The 23,621-nt window shown below is 69.2% G+C and carries 24 protein-coding genes and 1 tRNA gene; 12 read left to right on the top strand and 13 right to left on the bottom strand.

Annotated features, from left to right (window positions below; translation table 11 throughout):
- Window positions 1–56: 56 nt before the first annotated feature.
- The 3 genes from P8A20_RS18405 to pdhA are packed head-to-tail and all read right to left on the bottom strand — an operon-like array spanning window position 57 to window position 3,726.
- Entirely contained in the window at window positions 57–1,535 is a 1,479-nt protein-coding gene (locus tag P8A20_RS18405) for a dihydrolipoamide acetyltransferase family protein (RefSeq protein ID WP_306103876.1), read from the bottom strand.
- The gene (locus P8A20_RS18400; RefSeq protein ID WP_147958615.1) at window positions 1,535–2,566 is read right to left on the bottom strand and encodes an alpha-ketoacid dehydrogenase subunit beta; all 1,032 of its coding nucleotides are present in this window, start codon (window positions 2,564–2,566) and stop codon (window positions 1,535–1,537) included. Before P8A20_RS18400 ends, P8A20_RS18405 begins: the two co-directional genes overlap by 1 nt.
- Window positions 2,563–3,726, bottom strand: a complete 1,164-nt coding sequence (pdhA, locus tag P8A20_RS18395; protein WP_147958614.1) for a pyruvate dehydrogenase (acetyl-transferring) E1 component subunit alpha — start codon at window positions 3,724–3,726, stop codon at window positions 2,563–2,565. The genes P8A20_RS18400 and pdhA overlap by 4 nt, the downstream gene beginning before the upstream one ends.
- A 209-nt stretch (window positions 3,727–3,935) precedes the next feature.
- Between pdhA and P8A20_RS18390 the strand changes: the two genes are divergently transcribed.
- Entirely contained in the window at window positions 3,936–4,457 is a 522-nt protein-coding gene (locus P8A20_RS18390) for an Lrp/AsnC family transcriptional regulator (RefSeq protein ID WP_261988591.1), read from the top strand.
- Between the two features lie 49 nt (window positions 4,458–4,506).
- Here the strand turns inward: P8A20_RS18390 and P8A20_RS18385 are convergent, their stop codons facing one another.
- The gene (locus P8A20_RS18385) at window positions 4,507–5,097 is read right to left on the bottom strand and encodes a TetR/AcrR family transcriptional regulator (protein WP_147958613.1); all 591 of its coding nucleotides are present in this window, start codon (window positions 5,095–5,097) and stop codon (window positions 4,507–4,509) included.
- Between the two features lie 123 nt (window positions 5,098–5,220).
- Here P8A20_RS18385 and paaN point away from each other — a divergent pair, with 123 nt between their 5' ends.
- On the top strand, window positions 5,221–6,921 hold the full coding sequence (gene paaN / locus P8A20_RS18380; protein ID WP_147958612.1) for a phenylacetic acid degradation protein PaaN: 1,701 nt from the start codon (window positions 5,221–5,223) through the stop codon (window positions 6,919–6,921).
- A gap of 51 nt (window positions 6,922–6,972) precedes the next feature.
- Here the strand turns inward: paaN and P8A20_RS18375 are convergent, their stop codons facing one another.
- The 3 genes from P8A20_RS18375 to P8A20_RS18365 are packed head-to-tail and all read right to left on the bottom strand — an operon-like array spanning window position 6,973 to window position 9,880.
- Window positions 6,973–7,680, bottom strand: coding sequence for a TrmH family RNA methyltransferase (locus P8A20_RS18375; RefSeq protein WP_147958611.1), 708 nt, complete (start codon window positions 7,678–7,680; stop codon window positions 6,973–6,975).
- Complete coding sequence (locus tag P8A20_RS18370; protein WP_306103875.1) at window positions 7,677–8,948, bottom strand: HTTM domain-containing protein; 1,272 nt, start codon at window positions 8,946–8,948, stop codon at window positions 7,677–7,679. The genes P8A20_RS18375 and P8A20_RS18370 overlap by 4 nt, the downstream gene beginning before the upstream one ends.
- Entirely contained in the window at window positions 8,945–9,880 is a 936-nt protein-coding gene (locus P8A20_RS18365) for a DUF5819 family protein (protein ID WP_222723354.1), read from the bottom strand. Before P8A20_RS18365 ends, P8A20_RS18370 begins: the two co-directional genes overlap by 4 nt.
- A 115-nt stretch (window positions 9,881–9,995) precedes the next feature.
- On the opposite strand from P8A20_RS18365, the gene paaA reads away from it, so the two are divergent.
- Genes paaA through P8A20_RS18340 form a run of 5 tightly spaced genes read left to right on the top strand, consistent with a single transcriptional unit; the run spans window position 9,996 to window position 13,556 of the window.
- Entirely contained in the window at window positions 9,996–11,015 is a 1,020-nt protein-coding gene (gene paaA, locus P8A20_RS18360) for a 1,2-phenylacetyl-CoA epoxidase subunit PaaA (RefSeq protein WP_147958608.1), read from the top strand.
- Window positions 11,012–11,302 carry a 1,2-phenylacetyl-CoA epoxidase subunit PaaB gene (gene paaB / locus P8A20_RS18355; RefSeq protein ID WP_147958607.1) on the top strand — a complete coding sequence of 97 codons (291 nt, stop codon included), beginning with the start codon at window positions 11,012–11,014 and terminating at the stop codon, window positions 11,300–11,302. Before paaA ends, paaB begins: the two co-directional genes overlap by 4 nt.
- Window positions 11,299–12,000: a 1,2-phenylacetyl-CoA epoxidase subunit PaaC gene (paaC, locus tag P8A20_RS18350; protein WP_147958606.1), complete on the top strand. Its 702-nt coding sequence runs from the start codon at window positions 11,299–11,301 to the stop codon at window positions 11,998–12,000. Before paaB ends, paaC begins: the two co-directional genes overlap by 4 nt.
- A complete protein-coding gene (gene paaD / locus P8A20_RS18345) occupies window positions 11,997–12,494 on the top strand; it encodes a 1,2-phenylacetyl-CoA epoxidase subunit PaaD (protein ID WP_306105168.1) in 498 nt (165 codons plus the stop codon). Before paaC ends, paaD begins: the two co-directional genes overlap by 4 nt.
- Window positions 12,495–13,556, top strand: a complete 1,062-nt coding sequence (locus P8A20_RS18340) for a 2Fe-2S iron-sulfur cluster-binding protein (RefSeq protein WP_306103874.1) — start codon at window positions 12,495–12,497, stop codon at window positions 13,554–13,556. It begins immediately after the preceding gene.
- 233 nt (window positions 13,557–13,789) lie between these two features.
- Here P8A20_RS18340 and P8A20_RS18335 read toward each other — a convergent pair whose 3' ends face one another.
- The 4 genes from P8A20_RS18335 to P8A20_RS18320 all read right to left on the bottom strand — a co-directional run bounded on the left by P8A20_RS18335 (window position 13,790) and on the right by P8A20_RS18320 (window position 18,067).
- A complete protein-coding gene (locus P8A20_RS18335) occupies window positions 13,790–14,134 on the bottom strand; it encodes a rhodanese-like domain-containing protein (RefSeq protein WP_147958603.1) in 345 nt (114 codons plus the stop codon).
- A 45-nt stretch (window positions 14,135–14,179) separates the two neighbouring features.
- The gene (locus P8A20_RS18330; RefSeq protein WP_147958602.1) at window positions 14,180–15,196 is read right to left on the bottom strand and encodes a J domain-containing protein; all 1,017 of its coding nucleotides are present in this window, start codon (window positions 15,194–15,196) and stop codon (window positions 14,180–14,182) included.
- Between the two features lie 59 nt (window positions 15,197–15,255).
- The gene (locus tag P8A20_RS18325; protein ID WP_306103873.1) at window positions 15,256–16,692 is read right to left on the bottom strand and encodes a DUF2252 domain-containing protein; all 1,437 of its coding nucleotides are present in this window, start codon (window positions 16,690–16,692) and stop codon (window positions 15,256–15,258) included.
- Between the two features lie 241 nt (window positions 16,693–16,933).
- Entirely contained in the window at window positions 16,934–18,067 is a 1,134-nt protein-coding gene (locus P8A20_RS18320; protein ID WP_306103872.1) for an ABC-2 transporter permease, read from the bottom strand.
- Window positions 18,068–18,149: 82 nt separating this feature from the next.
- Between P8A20_RS18320 and P8A20_RS18315 the strand changes: the two genes are divergently transcribed.
- A complete protein-coding gene (locus tag P8A20_RS18315; RefSeq protein WP_147958599.1) occupies window positions 18,150–18,602 on the top strand; it encodes a MarR family winged helix-turn-helix transcriptional regulator in 453 nt (150 codons plus the stop codon).
- Between the two features lie 26 nt (window positions 18,603–18,628).
- On the opposite strand, the gene P8A20_RS18310 is transcribed toward P8A20_RS18315, so the two are convergent.
- Entirely contained in the window at window positions 18,629–18,973 is a 345-nt protein-coding gene (locus P8A20_RS18310; protein WP_147958598.1) for a winged helix-turn-helix transcriptional regulator, read from the bottom strand.
- A 156-nt stretch (window positions 18,974–19,129) separates the two neighbouring features.
- On the opposite strand from P8A20_RS18310, the gene P8A20_RS18305 reads away from it, so the two are divergent.
- On the top strand, window positions 19,130–19,741 hold the full coding sequence (locus P8A20_RS18305; RefSeq protein ID WP_147958597.1) for an FMN-dependent NADH-azoreductase: 612 nt from the start codon (window positions 19,130–19,132) through the stop codon (window positions 19,739–19,741).
- A gap of 470 nt (window positions 19,742–20,211) precedes the next feature.
- Here the strand turns inward: P8A20_RS18305 and P8A20_RS18300 are convergent.
- A tRNA-Leu gene (locus P8A20_RS18300) sits at window positions 20,212–20,294 on the bottom strand.
- 314 nt (window positions 20,295–20,608) lie between these two features.
- On the opposite strand from P8A20_RS18300, the gene P8A20_RS18295 reads away from it, so the two are divergent.
- From P8A20_RS18295 to P8A20_RS18285, 3 genes are all read left to right on the top strand, one after another.
- Window positions 20,609–21,463, top strand: a complete 855-nt coding sequence (locus tag P8A20_RS18295; protein ID WP_147958596.1) for an FHA domain-containing protein — start codon at window positions 20,609–20,611, stop codon at window positions 21,461–21,463.
- A 10-nt stretch (window positions 21,464–21,473) separates the two neighbouring features.
- Window positions 21,474–21,992 (top strand): FHA domain-containing protein FhaB/FipA, encoded by a 519-nt coding sequence (locus P8A20_RS18290; RefSeq protein ID WP_014155249.1) that lies wholly within the window; start codon window positions 21,474–21,476, stop codon window positions 21,990–21,992.
- Between the two features lie 129 nt (window positions 21,993–22,121).
- On the top strand, window positions 22,122–23,609 hold the full coding sequence (locus P8A20_RS18285) for a Stp1/IreP family PP2C-type Ser/Thr phosphatase (RefSeq protein WP_306103871.1): 1,488 nt from the start codon (window positions 22,122–22,124) through the stop codon (window positions 23,607–23,609).
- Window positions 23,610–23,621: the final 12 nt, after the last annotated feature.

Below are 23,621 nucleotides of genomic sequence, written 5' to 3'. Positions count from 1 at the left end.
CGGAGACCGAACTCACAAGCAGCCCGCTCCGGGGGCGTCCGTGCTCCTGCCCTCCGTCACAGTGTGCGCAGCAGCACCGCCGGCTGCTCGACACAGTCGGCCACGTACCTCAGGAAACCACCGGCCGTTCCTCCGTCGCAGACCCGGTGGTCGAAGGTGAGCGAGAGCTGAACGACCTGGCGGACCGCCAGCTCACCTTCGTGCACCCAGGGTTTGGGCATGATCCGACCGACGCCGAGCATGGCCGCTTCGGGGTGGTTGATGATGGGAGTCGAACCGTCGACTCCGAACACCCCGTAGTTGTTCAGCGTGAACGTCCCACCGGTGAGCTGTGCCGGGGTCAGCTTCCCGTCCCTGGCCGCACCGGTCAGGCGGGCGATCTCCGCGCCGATCGATTCCGCGTTCCTCGTGTGCGCGTCCCGGACGACCGGAACGACCAGGCCCCGCTCCGTCTGCGCGGCAAAACCCAGATGGACCTCGGAGAGCCGCACGATCTCCCGCGCCTCGGCATCCACCGTCGAGTTGAGCTCGGGGAACCGTGCCAGGGCCGCCGTGCAGATGCGGGCCAGCAGGGCGAGCACCGACACCTTCGGCCCTGCGGCGGAGCCACCGGCGGCGTTCATCGCGGCCCGTGCCGCCATCAGTTCGGTGGCGTCGGCGTCGACCCAGCACGTGGCGTCGGGAATCTCGCGCCGACTGCGTGACAGCTTGTCGGCGACGACGCCCCGGACCCCTCGCAGTGGAATCCGCTCGCCCGAGGGTTTCGCCTCCGGTCCGGTCACAGGTTCGGCCCCGGCAACGGGCTCTTCGTCCGCGGTCCTGATGGCGGACTCCACGTCTGTACGCAGAATCAGCCCGTCCCGGCCCGTGCCGACAACCTGCCGGAGATCGAGACCGTGCTGCCGCGCCAGCTTCCGGACCAGAGGGGAGATGACCGCAACGGGGCCCTGAGCCCCCACCGCTCCGGGCTTCGGGACCGAATCCACCCCCCCAGCGGCGGTCCTCCCCTCGGCCAAAATCGTCCCTGCGCCCATGGACGTCCCGGCCATGGACGTCACTGCCGTGGACGTCACTGCGACCGACGCACTCGACGATTCCACCGGGGCCGAAGCCTCGGCCGGTGTCGCCGATGCCGAGGACGCGGCCGAGACCGGGGCGGGCCTGACCCTGCGTCTCCGGGCGGCTGGTGCACCCGTGCCGTAGCCGACGAGCACGTTGCCGGAGGCCCCGCTCTCGGCAGCACCGTCGGCGGATTCAGCGGAATCCCCGCGACCCGCGACCGGCTCCACCGATCCGACCGCCACGGTCAGAAGTGGTGCGCCGACAGGGAGCTCCGCGCCCTCCTCGCCGTATCGCGCCGTCACCACACCCCCGTACGGGCAGGGGACCTCCACCATGGCTTTTGCCGTCTCGACCTCGACAACCGGTTGGTCGATCGCGACCACGTCGCCGACCTCCACCAGCCAGCGCACGATCTCGGCCTCGGTCAGTCCTTCCCCCAGGTCGGGAAGCTTGAATTCGAGTACCTGTGCCATCAGCTCTCCGCCTCCCACTGAAGACGGGCGACCGCGTCGAGTACGCGGTCCACACCCGGCAGATGGTGCCGCTCCTGCATCGGCGGCGGATAGGGGATGTCGAACCCCGCGACGCGCAGGACCGGCGCCTCCAGGTGGTGAAAACACCGCTCGGTGACACGCGCCGCGATCTCTCCGCCCGGACCGCCGAACCCGGACGACTCATGGACGACCACCGCACGGCCGGTGCGCCGGACCGACGCGGCGACGGTCTCGTCGTCGAAAGGCACCAGCGAGCGCAGGTCGATCACTTCGAGATCCCACCCCTCGGCCGTGGCAGCCTCGGCCGCCTCCAGACACACGGGGAGGGACGGCCCGTAGGTGATCAGGGTCGCGCTGCGCCCGGGGCGCCGGACCACCGCCCGCCCTATCGGCTCGACCGGGGCCGGCGCATCAGGTGACCAGTCGGCCTTGGACCAGTAGAGCCGCTTCGGCTCCAGGAACACCACCGGATCGTCCGAGGCGATCGACTCCCTCAGCAGCCCGTACGCGTCGTCGACCGTGGCCGGCATGACGACGTGCAGGCCGGGTGTCGCCATGTAGTACGCCTCGGAGGAGTCGCTGTGGTGCTCCACCCCGCCGATCCCGCCGCCGTACGGGACCCGCACCGTGATCGGCAGAGGCATGGCCCCGCCCGTCCGGTTCCGCATCTTGGCGACGTGGCTGACCAACTGCTCGAACGCCGGATAGGCGAAGGCGTCGAACTGCATCTCCACCACGGGCCGCAGTCCGTACATCGCCATTCCCACGGCTGCGCCGAGAATGCCCGCCTCGGCCAGTGGTGTGTCCGTGCAGCGCTCGTCGCCGAACTCCTTCGCCAGACCGTCGGTGACGCGGAAGACTCCACCGAGGGTTCCGACGTCCTCCCCGAGGACGTGCACCGTCGGGTCCTCAGCCATCGAGTCACGCAGCGCCCGCCCGAGGGCCTGCGCCATCGTGGACGGTTTGGCTCTGCCGGTCCGTTCACCGGCTGTCGCGGCAGCGGTGCTCATCGGCCCTCCTCCGCGCCGTCCCGGTCGTGCGGACCGTGCTCGGCGTCAAGCTCGACCTGCAACCGGGCCGCCTGCTCCCGCAGCTGGCCGGTCTGTTCCTCGTAGACATGGGAGAACAGATCCATCGGGTCGAGAACCGGATCGGCGTTCATCTGCTCCCGCAGGCCCTCCGCCATCCGCTCCGCCTCCTCACGCACCGTCCTCATGCCGCCCTCGTCCAGCAGCCCGCGCCCGGTCAGCTCCCGCTCGAGAAGCCTGATGGGATCGTGCGCGCGCCACGTCTCCACCTCACTGTCACCGCGGTAACGGGTGGCGTCGTCGGCGTTCGTGTGGGCGTCCATGCGGTACGTGACGGCCTCGACCAGTGTCGGTCCCTCCCCACGCCTGGCCCGCGCCACCGCCTCGCTCAGCACCTGGTGCACAGCGGCCGCGTCGTTGCCGTCGACCAGGCGACCCGGCATGCCGTATCCCACGGCCTTGTGGGCGAGGGACGGCGCCGCGGTCTGCTTGGCCAGAGGCACGGAGATCGCGAAGCCGTTGTTCTGCACGAGGAACACGACCGGCGCCCGCCAGACAGCCGCGAAATTCAGTGCCTCGTGGAAATCGCCCTCGCTCGTGCCGCCGTCGCCGACCATCGCGAGGGCCACCACGTCGTCACCCTTGAGGCGCGCCGCGTGCGCCAGCCCGACTGCATGCGGCAACTGGGTGGCCAGTGGGGTGCACAGCGGGGCGATGCGGTGCTCACGCGGGTCGTACCCGGTGTGCCGGTCGCCCCGAAGCAAGGTCAGCGCCTCGACCGGGTCCAGGCCACGTGCCACCGCGGCCAGGGTGTCCCGATAGCTGGGGAAGAGCCAGTCCCGGTCCTCCAGCACGAGAGCCGCCGCGATCTCGCAGGCTTCCTGGCCGGTGCTCGACGGGTACACCGCGAGCCTGCCCTGCTTGGTGAGTGCTGTGGCCTGGGCGTTGTACCGCCTGCCGCGGACCAGCTCGGCATAGAGCCTCAGCAGCAGCTCGGGGTCAGCCTCCGCCGCGGCATCGGTACCGAGCACGCGGAACGGCTCGGGGTCCGGGAGCAGCGGCGCGGGATCCGTGAGCGGCTTCCAGGCCGGGGGCGGCGTGGGCCGGTAGGCGGCTGCGCCGGGCAGCTCCTGGACCGTCATGACAAGCACCTCCTGGCATCGGGATACATCGAGGGTGTCGAAATCTGCAGGATTGTCGGAGTGCGAGCAGACACCGGTGTGGTGTGCCTCACCTACCGATTGTTCGGTCGTCGGCGCAATTTGGCTACAGGCACCTCCAGCCTGTGGACAAACGGTTCTCCACAGCCTGGGATAGGGGCAGGTCGTCCACAACAGGGAGGCGCGGGCAGATGGCAGCTGAACAAATGGCCGATGGAGTCGTCGACCCGGGCCGCGTCCCGCCCGCGCGGCCGCTGGACTCCACCGACCGGGCCATCCTGCGCATCCTCCGGACGGACGGCCGTGCCTCGATACGGTCCGTCGCCGAACGCGTCCACGTCTCGCGGGCCAACGCCTACGCCCGTATCAACAGGCTCGTCGAGGACGGGGTGATCCGCGGCTTCAGCGCCCGCGTCAACCACGAACGGGCGGGGCAGGCCGCCTCCGCCTACATCACGCTCAAGATCGTCCAGAACTCCTGGCGCACCGTGCGCGAACAGCTCCAGGCGCTGCCCGGCGCCAGCCACATCGCGCTGGTCAGCGGCGACTTCGATGTCCTGCTCCTCGTGCACACCCCGGACAACCAGGCGCTGCGCGAGCTGGTCCTGACGAGAATCCAGGCCATACCGGAAGTCCTGTCGACCCGCACCCTGCTGGTGTTCGAGGAGACCGACCTCGGCCCACGCCCCGACCGCCCGACGGAGCTCACCTAGAGGGAACCGGCCGGCGTCCGGTCGTGGGTACGCCGTCGGATCACAGGCGTCAGGCGGCCCGCATACCCTCGAAGGCGAGCCGGACCACGGTGTCGGCGAGCTGCTCCGCCTCCGTGGAGCCGCCCGGCTGCGGGCGGTACCACTCGACCAGCGAATTCACCATGCCGAAGAGCAGCCGTGTCGCCAGGCGTATGTCCACGTCCGCGCGCAGGTCCCCCTCCGCCACCGCGGCCGTGAGCAGCTCGGACACCCGCTGGTCGAATTCGCGCCGACGCTCCAGGGCCCAGCGCTCCGTCCTCGTGTTGCCGCGCACGCGCAGCAGCAGCGTGACGTACGGCAGCTCCGCCATGAGCACCTCGACCGTGCGGCGCGTGACGTACTCGACCCGGGCTATCGCCCGCCCCTGTACCGCCCCCGTCTCGTCAAGAATGCCGAAGAGCCCGTCGAGCGCCCGGCTCACCGCCCGCCTCAGGAGCTCTTCCTTGCCCGCCACATGGTGGTAGATGGACGACTTGGAGATGCCCGCCGCCTTGGAGAGGTGCTCCATGGACGTGCCGTCGTAGCCGCGCTCGTTGAAGACGCGGACGGCAACGGTCAGGAGCGTCTCCGGGGTGTACGTGTCCCGCTTGGCCGTGGTCATGACCGCGATCCTCCCCCATGAGTTGTCCACAGGTCCTTCGGGGCCCCTTGTCCCGACCGATCGTTCGGTTACTCTAACTCCGTCAGCACATCCCTGCCCGGCTCGACGAGGAGTTGGTCCGTCATGGCCGCCGAGCTTTCCCCCGAGAAGCTCTCCGAGATCCACCGCCCGACGCTCGACCAGGCCCTCGACGCGATCCGCACGCGCGGCTACTGGTCCCCGCACCCCGAGCACCCGAAGGCCTACGGCACGGAAGGACTCCCCGGCAGCCTCGGCGCGGCCGAGGGCAAGGCCGCGTTCGACGCCGTGCTCAACACCCGGCTGGATCTCGGCCAGCCCGGCACCGACGGCTGGACCGGCGCCGAGGTCTCGCCGTACGGACCGCAGCTCGGCGTCGAGTATCCGCATGCCGACCCCGACGTGCTGCTCCCCGCCATGAGTGCCGCCATGGGCTCCTGGCGTGCGGCGGGGCCGGAGACGAGGGCCCTGGTGTGCCTGGAGATCCTCGCCCGGATCAGCGCGCGTACGCACGAGCTGGCGCACGCCGTGATGCACACCAGCGGCCAGGCGTTCGTGATGGCCTTCCAGGCCGGCGGCCCGCACGCCCAGGACCGCGGGCTGGAAGCCGTGGCATACGCCTACGAGGAGCAGGCGCGTACCCCGCGCAGCATCGACTGGTCGAAGCCCCAGGGGAAGCGCGATCCACTGCGACTGCACAAGTCGTACACGGCGGCCGGGCGCGGCATCTCGCTGCTGATCGGCTGCAACACCTTCCCCACGTGGAACGGCTACCCGGGCCTCTTCGCCTCGCTGGCGACCGGCAACCCCGTTCTGGTCAAGCCGCACCCCCGGGCGGTCCTGCCCCTGGCGCTCACCGTCCAGCTGGCACGTGAGGTGCTGACCCAGGCGGGATTCGACCCGAATCTCGTCGCTCTGGCGGCGGAGCGGCCCGGCGAGGGCATCGCCAAGACCCTCGCGGTGCGGCCCGAAGTGAAGATCATCGATTACACCGGTTCCACCGCCTTCGGCGACTGGCTGGAGACCAACGCCAGGCAGGCTCAGGTCTACACGGAGAAGGCGGGCGTCAACACGATCGTCCTCGACTCCACCGACAACTACCGGGGCATGCTGTCCAACCTGGCCTTCTCACTCTCCCTCTACAGCGGGCAGATGTGCACCACCCCGCAGAACCTGCTGATTCCGCGTGACGGCATCACCACCGACGTGGGCGCCAAGACCTACGAGGACGTGGTGGCTGACATCGCCGAGGCGGTGAACGGGCTCCTCGGCGACGACGCACGGGCCAACGGACTGCTCGGCGCCCTGGTGAATCCGGACGTGAAGGCCAGGCTGGAGGGCGCCTCGGCCCTGGGGGACGTCGCACTCGCCTCGCGCCCGGTCGCCAACCCCGACTTCCCCGAGGCCGTGGTCCGCACGCCGGTTCTCGTGAAGCTCGACGGCACCGAGCCCGACGACGAGGCGCCCTACCTCTCGGAGTGCTTCGGCCCGGTCTCGTTCGCGGTCGCCGTCGGCTCCACCGGTGAGGCGCTGGACCTGCTGCGCCGCACCGTCCGCGAGAAGGGCGCCATGACCGTCGGCGCGTACACCACCTCCCCCGAGGTGGAACGCGCGGTGGAGGACGTCTGCTTCGACGAATCGGCTCAGCTCTCGCTGAACCTCACCGGCGGCGTGTACGTCAACCAGACAGCGGCCTTCTCCGACTTCCACGGTTCGGGAGGCAATCCGGCCGCCAACGCGGCGCTCTGCGACGGGGCGTTCGTGTCCAACCGGTTCCGGGTGGTGGAGGTCCGCCGCCAGGCCTGAGCCAGGCCTCGCGGGCGGCCCGTCCGGTGGAGCGGGAAACCGCTCCACCGGTCACCCGGCCTGCGGATCCGGGATGTCCGCGTACCGCTGCACCCAGGCGTGCATCGCGATGGCGGCCGCCGCACCGGCGTTGATCGACCGCGTGGAGCCGAACTGCGCGATCGAGCACACCATCGAAGCGTGTTCTCGCGCTTCCTCAGTCAGTCCGGGCCCCTCCTGTCCGAACAGCAGCACGCACCGGCGCGGCAGCTCCGTCCGCTCCAGCGGCACGGCTCCGGGAAGGTTGTCGATCCCGATGATCGGAAGCCCCTCGGCCGCCGCCCAAGCGGTCAGATCCTCCGTGTCCGGGTGGTGGCGCACATGCTGGTAGCGGTCGGTGACCATGGCCCCCCGACGGTTCCAGCGCCTGCGCCCCACGATATGGATCTCCTTCGCGAGGAAGGCGTTGGCGGTGCGCACGACAGAGCCGATGTTGAAGTCATGGCCCCAGTTCTCCACCGCCACGTGGAAGTCGTGCCGCCGGGTGTCGAGATCGGCCACGATCGCTTCCCGCGTCCAGTAGCGGTAGGCGTCGCCCACGTTGCGCCGGTCCCCGTCGGCGAGGAGTTCGCGGTCGTAGCGCTCCCCCTCGGGCCAGGGCAGCGGGTGCGGCCCGACTCCGATCACGGCGCCGTACCCGTCGTCGTACTGGATCGGTTCCGTGGACGGGTCGGGCGCCGCCACCCGGGGCTCTTGTGTACTGCCGGTATCGCTGGTCACCCGACGAGCGTATGGCCGGCGCCGTCGCCGCTGCGCGTGGCCTCCTCGTCGCCGGACCCGGCCCGGCGCTGTCCGGGCAGCCGGAGCCTGTCCGGCGTCCGGGTGAACAGGCGCTGCCGGCCGAGCGACACCTTGTGTCCCAGCCAGAGCAGGAAGACCGTCGGCAGGAAGACCGCGTCCGCGGCGATCATCGCCATGGAGAAGAAGGGCAGCCCCAGCAGGATCGCGATCCCGGCGTGCTCACCGATCATGAGGACCAGCAGGACGTTCTTGACCCGCCGGTTGAACAGCGTGAAGGGGAACGCGACCTGCACGATGACCGTGGCGTAGGTCAGCACCATGACCGCCAGCGCGCTGGATGCGACCAGGCCGGAGAGCCCGGGCCACGGGGCGAAGTAGTCCAGCTTGAGCGGGTAGTAGATCGCGGTGCCGTCCTGCCAGCGCGAGCCCTGGATCTTGTACCAGCCGGCCGTCGCGTAGATCAGGCAGACCTCGGCCATGATCACGAAGAGTGCCGCGTTGTGCGCGAGGTTGGCCAGGACGTCGAACAGGGCGCGCAGCTCATGGCCCGGTGCGTACCGGCCGAGCGCCCACCAGGCGCCGTTGCCCAGCCACAGGAGCCACAGGAGGGTCTGCAGCCACCAGGTGCCACCGAGTCCCCCCAGGAACGTGGCAGGCAGGAGGACACAGCCGAGTACCGCCCACAGGACGACCCCCGTGACGTCGCGGGGCGGGCGGCCGTCTCCGGTGGGGTGAGCAGCCTCCCTCGCCTTGCGGCGCGCGTCCAGGGACCAGACCCGCGCGCAGCGCGTCAGCACCAGGTAGAGCGCCATCAGGTGGATGACGTTGTCACCGCCGTCACCCATGAAGATGCTGCGGTTCTGCAGGGAGAGCACCCCGGCCATGAACAGGACGGACGTCGCGCGGGTCCGCCAGCCGACAGTGAGCAGCGCGGCGGACACGAGCGTGAGGGCGTAGACGGTCTCGAACCAGATCGTGCTGTCCGACCACATCAACGCGGTGAACGCGTCGTTGTTGCTGATGAGCCGACGGGCCATGCCCCAGCTCCACGGCCCGTCGGGTCCGTAGAGCTCATGACGGTGCGGCCACTCACGCAGCAGGAACAGCAGAGAGGTGAGAGAGACGCCGATCCGGACGACGGCGCTCTGATAGGCGCCGAGGGGCGAAGCCGTGATGCGCTGGACGGCGCGCGCGAGTGAACGGCGGAGGGTCCCGGCGCTCTCACGAAGCGGGGTGGGGGAGCTCATTTCCCTGCCTCCCCGGTCTGCGGGGACGTCCCGGCCTGGGGCTGCGGGGAGGTGACGGCCTGGGGAGACCGGTCCGTCGCGGCGGCCTCGGAAAGATCGGACGAAGAGACGTTCCACCACGGCAGTTCCCTGTACTCCGTCTTGGTGCTGATCTTCTCGTCGCTCCACGTCGGGACCCCGACGTGGCGCACGGCGGACCGCACCTGGATGCGTTCGACCGTGCCGCCGTAGCCGTGCTCGGCGAGGCGAAGCATCACGATGCGACGGATGTAGAGCTCGGACAGCTCACCACGCAGACCGGTGGAGTGGTTCTCGCTGTCGTGCGACCCGGTGTAGAAGTCCCAGGCGCGGCGCAGTTCGTTCTGGTCGACGTGGCTGGGGAGGAAGTTGCCGCGTATGGCCTCGCCGTCTTCACGCGAGAGATTGATCCAGTGAGTGACGCTGTTGCTGTCGGCACCGTCGCTGGCCAGCTCGGCCCGCACGTGCACGGAGACGTTCTGCTGGAGCGGATTGGGAGCGAACAGCTTCCAGTTCTGCTCGAACTCGGGATAGACCCAGTCGTCGACCACCTCGCCGTGCTGCTTCGTCAGCGTGTTGGACGGCGCGACGTGCAGAAAGATCATGGCTATGTGCGCGCAGGCCACCAGGCCTATGAGAGACAGCGCGAGCGCCGCGACGATCTGGTACGGCAACGAGAGCGCCGCCATACCGGCCCCCGGGCGCCTGCGGGCGGCTCCAGGGGCGGCAGACGCGGCCGGCGACGGTTCGGGCGACGGTTCTGTCGTATCCGTGGCAGGTGGTGGGTCCGGGTCGGCGTCCGGTTTCCCCACAGATGCGGACTCCGCATCCTGATCCGGCTCCGGGCGGGCTCTCACGCCGGGCCCGGCGAGCTTCTTCTCGTCTCCGGTGCCCCCACCGTGGTCCGCGTCCATCCCGCCCCGATCGCCGTCGATCACCACTCAGTTATCCACAGGGTTGACACCCTACGGGCCTCCGACCCACCATTGAAGCCAAGGAACCGAACGATCGGTCGGTAGGGAGCCCGGGATGGCGGCAGTGACTGCGGACCAGAAGACGCAGGGGACAGCGGACACGGCGGATGCTGAGCATCTGGCCGCGTTCGACGCCGCGGTGGCGGCCGACGACCGGATCGAGCCGCGGGACTGGATGCCCGAGGCGTACCGGGCCTCCCTGGTCCGCCAGATGGCTCAGCACGCCCACTCCGAGATCATCGGCATGCAGCCCGAAGCCAACTGGATCTCGCGGGCTCCCTCGCTGCGCCGCAAGGCCATCCTGATGGCGAAGGTGCAGGACGAGGCAGGGCACGGCCTCTATCTGTACAGCGCGGCCGAGACGCTCGGGACCAGCCGCGAGGAGCTGCTCGACAAGCTGCATGCCGGTCGGCAGCGCTATTCCTCGATCTTCAACTACCCCACGCTGACCTGGGCGGACGTCGGTGCCATCGGATGGCTGGTGGACGGTGCCGCGATCACCAACCAGGTCCCGCTCTGCCGCTGCTCCTACGGCCCGTACGCCCGCGCGATGATCCGGATCTGCAAGGAGGAGTCCTTCCACCAGCGCCAGGGGTACGAGTTGCTGCTCGCCCTCAGCCGGGGGACCTCCGCCCAGCACGAGATGGCGCAGGACGCGGTGAACCGCTGGTGGTGGCCCTCTCTGATGATGTTCGGTCCGCCCGACGACTCCTCGGCGCACTCGGCACAGTCGATGGCCTGGAAGATCAAGCGGCATTCCAACGACGAGCTGCGTCGGCGCTTCGTGGACATCTGCGTCCCGCAGGCGCAGGCACTGGGGCTCACCCTCCCCGACCCCGACATCCGCTGGAACGAGGACCTCGGCCGGCACGACTACGGAGCGGTCGACTGGACGGAGTTCCAGGAGGTCCTCAAGGGCAACGGTCCCTGCAACGAACAACGGCTCAACCAGCGGCGCACGGCCCATGAAGAGGGCGCCTGGGTCCGCGACGCGGCGGCAGCCTACGCAGACAAGCACGCGGCACGTCCCGGTACAGCCGGAGCGGCCGCCCAGCCCGTGGAGGCGACCGCATGACCAGCTCGACCGACTGGCCGCTGTGGGAAGTGTTCGTGCGCTCCCGGCGCGGGCTGTCCCACACGCACGCGGGCAGCCTGCACGCACCGGACGCCGAGATGGCCCTGCGTAACGCCCGGGACCTGTACACACGCCGATCGGAAGGAGTCTCCCTCTGGGTGGTTCCCTCGACGGCGATCACCGCCTCCTCGCCCGACGAGAAGGACTCGTTCTTCGAACCCGCGGGGGACAAGCCCTACCGTCACCCCACGTTCTACGAGATCCCGGACGGGGTGAAGCACCTGTGACCGCGGCCCTCGCCCTCGGCGACGACGCGCTGGTGCTCTCGCACCGGCTGGGGGAGTGGGCGGGCCACGCCCCCGTGCTGGAGGAGGAGGTGGCCCTGGCCAACATCGCGCTCGACCTGCTGGGGCAGGCCAGGATGCTGCTCTCGTTCGTCGGGGACGAGGACCAGCTGGCCTACCTCCGCGAGGAGCGGGCCTTCCGCAACGTCCAGCTGGTGGAGCAGCCCAACGGCGACTTCGCCCACACCATCGCCCGCCAGCTCTACTTCTCCGTCTACCAGCACCTGCTGTACGGGGAGCTGGCGGCGGGCGAGGGCGAGTTCGCCGACCTCGCGGCCAAGGCTGTCAAGGAGGTCGCCTACCACCGGGACCACGCGGAACAGTGGGTTCTGCGACTGGGCGACGGCACCGCGGAAAGTCATGAACGCATGCAGCGCGCGCTCGACGCCCTGTGGCGGTTCACCGGCGAGCTGTTCGAGCCCGTCGAGGGAGTCGACGTCGACCGGCACGCCCTGCGCGACGGCTGGCTGGCCGCCGTCACCTCCGTGGTGGAGCGGGCCACCCTGGCCCTCCCGTCGGGGCCGCAGTCCGGGGCCTGGGCGGCCGGAGCCGGACGGCAGGGCCTGCACACCGAGCCGTTCGGGCGGATGCTCGCCGAGATGCAGCATCTGCACCGCAGCCACCCGGGAGCGTCATGGTGACCACGGAGACCCCACTGGAGGCGGAGCTCCACCGACTGGCGGGCTCCGTCCCCGACCCCGAGTTGCCTATCCTCACCCTGGACGAGCTCGGCGTGCTGCGCGAGGTCCGGGTGGACGGAGCTGACAAGGTCACCGTGCGCCTCACCCCGACGTATACCGGCTGCCCGGCCATAGAGGCCATGTCAGCCGACATCGAGCGCGTGCTGCACGACCACGGCGTCCCGGAGGTCTCCGTGGTGACGGTCCTCGCACCGGCATGGTCGACGGACGACATCAGCGACGAAGGGCGCCGCAAGCTCGCCGAGTTCGGCATAGCTCCGCCACGTCCGGGCAGCGAGCCGGGCGGGCCGGTTCCGCTGACACTCGCGGTGCGCTGCCCGAACTGCGGTTCCACGGAGACGGAGCTGCTGAGCCGGTTCTCCTCCACGGCGTGCAAAGCGTTGCGTCGCTGCGTGACATGCCGCGAACCGTTCGATCACTTCAAGGAGTTGTAGATGTTCCATCCGCTCCGGGTCAGCGCGATCGAACGGATCACGGACGACGCGGTGGCCGTCACCCTGTCGGTGCCGCCCGAACTGCGCGAGACCTTTCGCCACACGCCGGGCCAGCACCTGAACGTGCGCTACCGCGTCGACGGCGAGGAGATCCGGCGCTCGTACTCGATCTGCGCACCCGCCGCCGAAAAGCCGGACGACCCCGTGCTGCGAGTGGGCATCCGTATGGTCGACGGCGGCACGTTCTCGACGTACGCCCTCAAGGAACTGGCTGTCGGGGATCCGGTGGAGGCGATGGCACCCACGGGTCGTTTCGTCCTGGATCCGCGCCCCGGCCATTACGCCGCGATCGTCGGCGGCAGTGGCATCACACCGGTGCTGTCGATGGCGGCAACGCTACTGGCACGCGAACCCCTGGCACGCTTCTGCCTGATCCGCAGCGACCGGACGGCTGCGTCGACGATGTTCCTCGACGAGGTGGCTGACCTCAAGGACCGCCATCCGGACCGCTTCCAGCTGGTGACCGCGCTCTCCCGCGAGGAACAGGCAGCCGGCCTTCCCTCGGGCCGCCTGGACCGCGAGCGGCTCACCGAACTGCTGCCCGCGCTGTTGTCGGTACCCGATGTGGACGGCTGGTTCCTGTGCGGGCCACTCGGCCTGGTCAGGGGGGCCGAAAGCGCTCTGCGCGCACTCGGCGCGAACCGGGCGCGCATCCACCAGGAGATCTTCCACGTGGCCGACGAGGGGGCAGATCCGGCTACGGCGTCCAGGGTGACCTCACCGTCGGAGAGCAGGCTGACGGCGACGCTCGACGGTCGTTCGGGAAGCTGGCCGGTGGAAAACGGCGAATCGCTGCTGGACACGATGCTGCGAAGCCGCTCGGACGCCCCGTACGCCTGCAAGGGAGGTGTGTGCGGGACCTGCAGGGCCTTCCTGGTCTCCGGCGAAGTGGAGATGGACCGCAACTTCGCCCTGGAGCCGGAGGAGACCGGTGCCGGTTTTGTGCTGGCCTGCCAGTCGCGCCCCGTCACGCCGGAGGTCGAGCTCGACTTCGACCGCTGAGGGCCGGCGGGGAGGCCTTCCCCCCGCCCCAGCCCCCCAGCCCCAGTCCCCAGCGTGCGGGCACCCACCGGTGCCCGCACGTGCCGGCCGCGCCGGCGTCTCCCGTCGGGCGCCGACAGGGCAGGCCTCGGGGAGCGGCGAAGGCTCGTACCGACACCCCTCAGAAGCCATGAGCCCTGAGAAGCCGGCAGTCTGAAGAATCTGAAGAAACCGGGGGCCGAGGGCGGCAGCCGTCAGAGGACGAAAGCCGAGTTCCCGGTGTCCGTGACCATCGGGCGCCCGGCGCCGTCCCAGGCCAGCATGCCGCCATCGATGTTCACCGCGTCGATGCCCTGTTGCATCAGATACTGGGTGACCTGGGCGGACCGCCCTCCGACGCGGCACATCACATGCACACGCCGGCCATCGTCGGCCGCCTCGGTCAGCTCCCCGAAACGGGCCACGAAGTCACTCATGGGAATGTGCAGCGCACCCTCGACGTGCCCTGCTGCCCACTCGTCGTTCTCCCGGACGTCCAGCACGAAGCCGTCCGACGGAACCGCCGCGACGTCCACCGATGGCAGCGGAGCGAAATTCATTGGTGTGCCTTCTCTCGTACGTGCGCGCCAGATTCATCCGGAACGCTACTGCACCAGCCCCGCCAGCTCGCTCTCCCGCTGGGCGACCTCCGCCAGGAGCTTCTCCCCGATGTCGTCCAGCAACACGTCGGGGTCGTCCGGAGCCATCCGCAGCATCGAGCCGATAGCGCTCTCCTCCAGCTCCTGGGCAAGAACCGTGAGCAGCTCCTTACGACGGCTCAGCCACTCCAGCCGCGCGTAGAGCTCCTCGCTCTCACTCAGGCGCAGCTCGGGCGCCACCGGTCCCGCCGCCCACTCGGCGGCCAGCTCCTTCAGCAACGCCACGTCGCCACGTCCGTAGGCCGCGTTCACACGCGCGATGAACTCATCCCGCCGTGTCCGCTCCTTCTCGTCCGGTGCCAGATCCGGGTGTGCCTGACGGGCCAGCTCGCGATAGAGCTTGCGGGCCTCCTCGCCCGGCCTGACCCGCTTCGGCGGTCGGACGGGCTGCTCGGTGAGCATGGCCGATGCCTCGGGAGAGAGCCCGTCCGAGTCCATCCAGTCGTGGAAGAGCTCGTCGACACCAGGCATCGGCATGACGATGGCCCGCGCCTCCTGGGCCTTGCGCAGATCCTCGGGATCGCCGGACTTCGCCGCCCGCGCCTCCGCGATCTGCGCGTCCAGCTCGTCCAGGCGGGCGTACATCGGGCCGAGCTTCTGGTGATGCAGCCGGGAGAAGTTCTCCACCTCGACCCGGAAGGTCTCCACCGCGATCTCGAACTCGATCAGTGCCTGCTCGGCCACCCGGACCGCCTTGGCGAGCCGCTCCTCGGGCCGGGAAACACCGCTCTCGCCCGCCGCGGCGCCGCCCGTCTCGCCGCCCTCGCCGACGGTGGGATCACCGGCGTCCTCACCCGCGGCACCACCGGAGGCGGAGGCCGCCTGCTGCGCGCCGTCCGGATCCACCCGCAGGTCGTCACCCTGCGACGCGTCCTGCGCGTGCTGCGGGCCGTCCTGCCGGTCCTGGTTCTGCGGGTCTTCGTCGTTCCGGGAGGTCGGCACCCCGGCGGCTTCGTGGGTCACCCGTCCAGCGTATGGCCACGACAGGCGCCACGAACACACACGGTTGGCCGCAGGGCCGCTCATATGCCGAGCTCGGCCCCTATTCGTCCGGCTCGCACGGCCCGGACGAGCTCGGCGTGGTCCGCTTCCGTCCGGTCCGCGTACGTCACGGCGAAATCAGCCACCGCCGCGTCCAGCTCGTTGTTCTTCCCGCAGTAGCCCGCGAGCAGTCGGGGATCGGCGCTGTGCGCGTGGGCCCTGGCCAGCAGCGCTCCGGTCATACGCCCGTAGTCGTCCACCTGGTCGGCCGCGAGCGCGGCCGGATCCACGCTGCCCTTGCGATTCCTGAACTGGCGAACCTGGTACGGCCTCCCGTCGACCTCGGCCCAACCGAGCAGTATGTCGCTGACGACCTGCATCCGCTTCTGCCCGAGCACCACCCGGCGCCCCTCGTGCGCGACCTCCGGCACCTCGAAACCGACCTGCGGGAGATGAGGAGAGAGCGCGGAGGGGCGGGCCTCCTTCACCTGCAGCACCAACGGCTCACCACGGTGGTCCAGCAACAGCACCACGTACGACCGGGTCCCCACGCTCCCCGTGCCGACCACCCTGAACGCGACGTCATGGATCGCATAGCGGGCAAGCAGCGGAACTCTGTCCTCCGAAACGGTCCCGAGGTAACCCTCGAGCCCCTTTGCGACAGCGGCGGCCTCCGCGTCGGGCACGCGCCGCAGGACGGGGGGCGCGTCGACGAACCGGCGACCACCGTCCTCGCATTCCTCTGTGGACCGCGCTGCGAAGCGGGCACTCGTGTTGTTGCGCGCTTTGGCGGAGACTCGCTCCAGCGTCCCCAGCAGATCCCGCGCGTCGGTGTGGGAGACGAGTTCCTCGTCGGCGATGGCGTTCCAGGCGTCGAGTGCGGGAAGCCCGGCCAGCAGGCGCATCGTGCGCCGGTACGCGCCCACCGTGTCGTACGCGCCCTGCCGACACGTGTCCTCGTCCGCCCCCGCCTCCCGCCCCGCGAGCACCAGAGAGGTGGCGAGCCGCTTGAGGTCCCACTCCCACGGGCCGAACACGGTCTCGTCGAAGTCGTTGAGATCGATGACCAGATTGCCGCGCGCATCGCCGTAAAGACCGAAATTGGCCGCGTGCGCGTCACCGCAGAGCTGGGCACCCACGCCTGTGACCGGCGTGCCCGTCAGATCATGTGCCATCAGGCCGGCCGAACCACGCAGAAAGGCGAAGGGCGTTGCTGCCATGCGCCCCACCCGTATGGGCGTCAGGCCAGGCACCCTGCCCTGGTTCGACTCCTCGACCGCCTGTACCGCGTCCGGCCTTCCAGGCGGCAGGACGAGGGAACTGTGACCCGAACGGGGCACCTTGAGCCTCAGCGCCTTGCCCGCCGCCTTCGGAGACACCGCTTTCGCGGACACCGCCCCGAGTCCGGACGATCTCACCCCGCCGGCCACACGTCGCGCGAAACCCCTGACAACCGGGATGCGCTCGTCCGCCGTCATCCGGTGCACCGTCGCTTCGACCTCGCCATGGAGCGCCGCCTCCCCCGCCCTTGTCCAGCAGCTCTGTCCGACCAACATCAGTTGCGGACGACGGTACAGCCGTGACGCGACAACCGCCTGCCCCTGTGGACAACTTGGGATCCCACCTGTGGAAAACCTCGCTTGCGGGCAGGAACTCCCCGGCACCGCGGGACGACAACCGGTCGAAAAGTACCGGCGCCCGGCACCACCCTGGCCACCGTCACACTCCGACGGCCTCCTCCATCTCCTCCTCGGCTGCGGCAGCCGTCCGCAGAGCAGCCCCCTGACGCCCCTTCTCCGCCGCCTGATGCACCTTCTCCGCCGCCTCACGGGCATTCTCCGCCGCCTGACGCACCTTCTCCGCGGCCTCGCGGCGCCGCGACTCGGCCAGACCCGCCACCGCCACGACGACAACCCCCGCCACGAACCACAGGGACAGCACCAGCAGGTGTCCGCCAAGGGCATGTCCGCCGAAGTACACATGGCTGCGCACGCCTTCGACGAAGCCCGCACCGTTCCAGAAGGAGTGCAGGGCACCGAAGAAGCCCGGCTGGAGTTCCGGCCGGAAGATGCCGCCCGAACTCGTGAAGTTGAGCATGACGAAGAGCAGCATCACGCCGAGCGTGGTCCATCGCTTGAGGAAGGTGTGCAGTCCCACCCCGATCAGCAGGATGCCCGCCGAATAGAGCCATGCCATCGCCCACAGACCGCCGAGCCCGTGGTCGACCAGGCCGAACACGGGCCCTGCGAAAGCGGCTCCGATCGCACTCACGACGAGCGAGGTACCGATCGCCAGTCCGGCCCTGATGCGCAGCGCCAGCACCGCACCCGCGCCGCCGATCACCGCGACCGACGCGTAGGAACCGATACTGACCGCCACCAGCAGGAAGAAGATCCCCTGTCCGGTCGGATCACCGTCAGCCGTGGGCTCGACATCCGTCACCTGGAGGGGGGCGCCCTGACCTGCGGCAACTTCGGTGAAGATCTTCTGGACGACCGTCGCGCTGGTGTCGGACGAGGCGGTGGCCACCATGAGTTCGGGCTTGCTGCCCGGCACGTAGGCGCCGTAACTCTGCTGGGTCCTCAGGTGGTTCGCCGCGATGTCGCGGTCCGCTACGGTACGCACACTCAATGCACCGTCACCCTTGTCCTGCAAGGTCTGCGCGAGCACCTGCGCGCTCGCTCCGGAGCCGACCACGTCCACCCGCAGGTCGTGCGGTGCCGGGGCGTGAAAGGCACCCAGATAGGCGAGCCCCATACCGACGCACATCAGCAGTGGCGTGACGAGATGACTGAGCACATGACGCAGCGCACCGGCGGTTGAGCCGGAGGCGGAGCTCGGACCTGTGGACATTCGACGACTCCTCCAATGGTTGGCTTTTACAACTCCTACATTCGTTGTAGCATACAACTATAATTTCGAGAAGGTGATTCACGTGGCGGACACCCCCCGGGACCGCGAGGAGTCGCTGGATGTGATCCAGCGCGAACTGACGGCTTTCGCACGCCGCGCACGTTCGACCGCGGCACGGCTCCACCCAGATCTGCCACTGGTCTCGTACACGCTGCTCGCGCACATCGATCACCGGCACGGCTGCCGCGCGACCGATCTGGCCGCGCACTACATGCTGGACAAGTCGACAGTCAGCCGACAGGTCGCGACGCTGGAGAAGCTCGGACTGGTGGAGCGCCATCCCGACCCGGACGACCAGCGCATCCAGGTACTGCACCCCACCGCCGCCGGCACCGAGGCACTCGCCTCGACCCAGGCCAGCCGTCGAGCCGCGTACAGGGAACGCCTCGGAGCGTGGACCCCGGAGGACCTCGAGCGGTTCGCGCAGTATCTGCTTCGCTACAACTCGACAGGGGAAGCCCCGTCACCCCGGTAGGCCCCCACTCGGGCGCCGGCGGCCGTTCAACAGCTCCCAGAGCCACCCAGATAGGCATCCGCCCACTGCCCGAGCTCCTTGAGCGCGGGCTCCATGGCGGCACCGGCCTCCGTCAGCCGGTACGCCACCCTCAGCGGCGGCCCTTCGTCGACCTCTCGCACCACGAGGCCGGCAGCCCCCAGTTCGGACAACCGGTCCGAAAGCATCCGCTCGCTGATGCCCGGAATCGCCCGCCGCAGATCCGCGAAGTGCACGGGCTGCTGCATCAGCACCGAGACGATCGGGCCCGTCCAGCGCTTCCCGAACAGCTCGAAGACGCGAGTGATGCTCGCGTCCACCCGCCGACAGGCCTGCTCGCTGTGATCTGCCATGACCCCAGGGTACTGCGCCGACGTGCGGGGCTTATTAAAAGTAAGCTCCTGTGTTATACATAGCGACATACGAAAAAGAAGGCTCACATTCGCGGTCCCAGGGCAGCCTCCGGGAGCCGGCGTCGAGCCACCCCTTCAGCTTCTACGGAGATCCCCATGGCCACGCTCCTGCACCTCGACTCCGCCGTCTTCCCTCAGGGCTCGACATCGCGTGAGGTAACCGCCGCCTTCGTCGCGGAATGGCGCGAGCAGCACCCCGACGGCCAGGTCGTGTACCGCGACCTCGCAGCCAATCCCCTGCCCCACCTGGACGCCTCGGCTGCGGCCGCCGGCTCCGAGGACGCGCTGCGCGGGGAGCTCGTCGCCGAACTGGTCGGCGCGGATGCCGTACTCATCGGCGCACCGATGTACAACTTCTCCATCCCGTCCACCTTGAAGGCATGGCTGGACCAGGTGATCATCGTCGGCCACACCGCAGGCCCGGAGGGCTCTGTCGCCGGCACCCCGATCACCGTCGTGGCCAGCCGCGGTGGTTCGTACGCCCCGGGCACCCCGCGCGAGAGCTTCGAGTTCGTCCAGAACTACCTGGAGAAGGTGCTGACCGGCATGCTCGGGGCCGAAGTCGATTTCATCGTGCCGGAGTTGACCCTGGCGCACTCGAATCCCGAGATGGCCGAGCTCATCCCGCTCGCCGACGCCTCCCGCACCCAGGCGTTCGCAGACGCCGCGGCGAAGGCCAAGACCCTGGCAGCACGCTTCGCCGCCTGAGGCCGCCTGAAGCCGCCTGGCGCCATCGGAAATCACCCGAAGCCCCCTGCAGTCACCCGGAGCCGACTAACCGACATACCGACCACACATACAGACCACTCGGGATCCGCACCAAACACCTCTTTGGTGCGGATCTGACGTTTCACGTGAAACAGCAGCCTGCGCAGCCCGCCCCTCCACCCCAGGTGCGGGCTTCATCACAGGACCCCTCACACGCATCCGATCCATGCCCGCACCATCAGGTATTCGAGGCGCCTCGGGGGCGCCACCGAGGCAGCGAACTGCATCACCCTCCGCAGGGGGCACAGCCGACTTCGACCGCGCGGGGCGACGGCCGGAAAGATCCACCGAGAGGCATCCGAGCGGACCGTACACAGAGCGAGACACACAACGAAGAACCCCCGCACCGGATAGATCCGGTGCGGGGGTTCTGTCGAACCAACCTGGCTGCCGCAAGCGACTGCCTGTTGTGCGCGAGGGGGGATTTGAACCCCCACGTCCCTAAGGACACTGGCACCTGAAGCCAGCGCGTCTGCCGTTCCGCCACTCGCGCAAGAGTGGTGTTTTCAGACTCTCCCACTGTGTGGTGCGAGCGCCTGGCGACAACCGAAGATTAGCACGCTGGACTGGGTGGATTCACATCCGTTGTTTCGCCGGACTCGCGAGGGGAACCGGGAACGCGGAAAGCCTGGCCCCACTCCTCCTGAGTGCACCCGGAGTGCGGGACACTGTCAGGAGGGCACCTCTACGATCCGTGTGAGGGGTGACACTCATCCACTGTGCAGACAAGGGGAACCAGCCGATTTCCCGACGCGTGGATACGATCAGCAAGCAGTACAGCGAAGACGACACAGGAGGAGGTGCCCCATGGGAGTCATGAAGCGTTTCGAGCAGCGTCTCGAAGGTCTGGTCAACGGCACCTTCGCCAAGGTCTTCAAGTCCGAGGTGCAGCCGGTCGAGATCGCAGGAGCCCTCCAGCGCGAGTGCGACAACAACGCCACGATCTGGAACCGCGAGCGGACCGTCGTGCCCAACGACTTCATCGTCGAGCTCAGCACCCCGGACTTCGAGCGGCTCAGCCCGTACTCCGGCCAGCTCGGCGACGAGCTGTCGGGCCTCGTACGTGACTACGCCAAGCAGCAGCGGTACACCTTCATGGGACCGATCAAGGTCCACCTGGAGAAGGCGGACGACCTCGACACGGGTCTCTACCGTGTACGCAGCCGGACCCTGGCGTCGAGTTCGTCACAGGACCAGCACGGCGGCCCCGCTCCCCAGGGCCAGCCGAACCGGCCCTCACCGCAAGGACAGGGCGGTTACGGTTACCCGCCGGCTTCCGCCCCGCCCATGCCCCCGGCCCCGCCGCAGGGCGCCGGGCGTCCGGGTGGCACTCCCAACGACCGGCGCCCGCCGACCGGATCCGGCCCCGTGCCGGACGCCCAGGTGCGACGCTGGATCGAGATCAACGGCACCCGCCATCAGATCTCCCGCCCGACGTTGGTGATGGGACGAAGCACCGACGCCGACGTGCGGATCGACGACCCCGGCGTATCGCGCCGGCACTGTGAGATCCGGACCGGAACGCCCTCGACGATCCAGGATCTCGGGTCTACCAACGGCATCGTGGTAGACGGGCAGCACACCACCCGCGCTACGCTCCGCGACGGCTCGCGGATCGTCGTGGGCAGCACCACCATCGTTTACCGGCAAGCCGAAGGGTGAAGCGGGGGCAATGTCAGAGCTGACCCTGACGGTCATGCGGCTAGGTTTCCTGGCTGTTCTGTGGCTATTCGTAATCGTGGCCGTCCAGGTCATTCGCAGCGACCTGTTCGGTACGCGTGTCACGCAGCGCGGTTCACGCCGCACTGCCGCTGACACCCGCCCTCAACAGGGGCGCCAACAACAACAAGCAGCGCCGCCTCAGCAGCGCCAGCAGTCCGGGCGCCAGCGCCGCGGAGCACCCACCAAGCTGGTCGTCTCCGAAGGCACGCTCACGGGCACCACCGTGGCGCTCCAGGGCCAGACCATCACCCTGGGCCGCGCGCACGACTCAACGATCGTGCTGGATGACGACTACGCGTCCAGCAGGCATGCCAGGATCTACCCGGACCGTGACGGCCAGTGGATCGTCGAGGATCTCGGGTCCACCAATGGCACCTATCTCGACCGGACCCGGCTCACCACCCCGACACCTGTTCCGCTGGGCGCGCCGATCCGCATCGGCAAGACCGTCATCGAGCTGCGGAAGTAGTACGACAATGAGCGAGCGGAGCGAGCGAGCCGCGGCGGTCCTGACAACGGACCCGACCCGGCTCCCGACCGGAGGGTGGGCAGTGTGGCTCGAGACCGGCTGTACCCCGAACCGACGGGCGAGGTGCGCATGAGCTTGTCCCTGCGCTTCGCCGCCGGATCGCACAAGGGCATGATCCGGGAAGGCAACGAGGACTCCGGCTACGCCGGGCCCCGTCTTCTCGCCATCGCCGACGGCATGGGCGGCCAGGCGGCCGGCGAGGTCGCCAGCTCCGAGGTGATCTCCACACTCGTCCAGCTCGACGACGACGTCCCGGGATCCGACATCCTCACCTCGCTCGGCACGGCGGTCCAGCGGGCCAACGACCAGCTGCGCGTCATGGTCGAGGAGGACCCTCAGCTGGAGGGCATGGGCACGACGCTCACCGCCCTGCTCTGGACCGGCCAGCGCCTCGGCCTCGTGCACGTCGGCGACTCCCGTGCCTACCTCCTGCGTGACGGCGTCCTGACCCAGATCACCCAGGACCACACGTGGGTGCAGCGTCTCGTCGACGAGGGCAGGATCACGGAGGAGGAGGCCACCACCCACCCGCAGCGCTCCCTGCTGATGCGGGCCCTGGGCAGCGGCGACCACGTGGAGCCCGATCTCTCGATCCGTGAGGTCCGCGCCGGTGACCGCTACCTGATCTGCTCGGACGGCCTCTCCGGCGTCGTCTCCCACCAGACGATGGAAGAGACCCTGGCCAGCTACCAGGGCCCGCAGGAGACCATCCAGGACCTCATCCAGCTCGCCCTGCGGGGCGGCGGTCCCGACAACATCACCTGCATCGTCGCCGACGTCCTGGACGTCGACAGCAACGACACCTTGGCCGGGCAGCTCAACGACACCCCGGTCGTCGTCGGCGCGGTCGCCGAGAACCAGGCCGCCCAGGCGAACGACGGCCGGGCCATGGAGACACCGGCGGGACGCGCGGCAGGCCTCGGCCTGCCCGTTCAGCCGCCGGCCGGAGGCTTCGGCCCTCCCGGCAGCGGTGACGACATGGGCTACGGATCCGGTCCGGACGACGCCTTCAACTCGTACACCGACGAAGACTTCGTGAAGCCCCGTGGCCGTCGCAGGTGGCTGAAGCGGTCGTTCTACATCGTGCTCGCCCTCGCCGTCGTCGGCGGCGGCGTGTACGGCGGATACCGCTGGACCCAGACCCAGTTCTACGTGGGCACGAAGGACGACAACGTCGCGCTGTACCGCGGAATCAGCCAGGACCTGGCCTGGGTGTCCCTCTCGAAGGTCGAGGAGAACACCGAGATCGAGCTGAAGTACCTGCCGCCGTACTGGCGCAAGCAGGTCGAGTCGACCATCTCCCAGGGCAACCTCTCCGACGCCCGCAAGAAGATCAGCGAGCTCGACGCACAGGCCTCCGCCTGCAAGAAGGACGCACAGCGCCGCGCGGCCGAGGCGGACGCCAACGCCGCCAAGGACCAGGACAAGGCCGGCGACGCCTCCGACAGCACTTCCGCCACGTCCCCCGCCAAGGGGACCAAGACCGCGACTCCCACTCCCGGCCCCAGCCTCTCGGAGGAAGAGAAGAAGCTGGCCCTGCAGTGCGGTAAGCAGTAAGCCGTAGGGGGC

It is taken from the genome of Streptomyces sp. Alt3, from assembly GCF_030719215.1.
Classification (GTDB): Bacteria; Actinomycetota; Actinomycetes; order Streptomycetales; family Streptomycetaceae; genus Streptomyces; species Streptomyces glycanivorans.
This window is presented reverse-complemented; position numbering and strand designations above follow the sequence as displayed.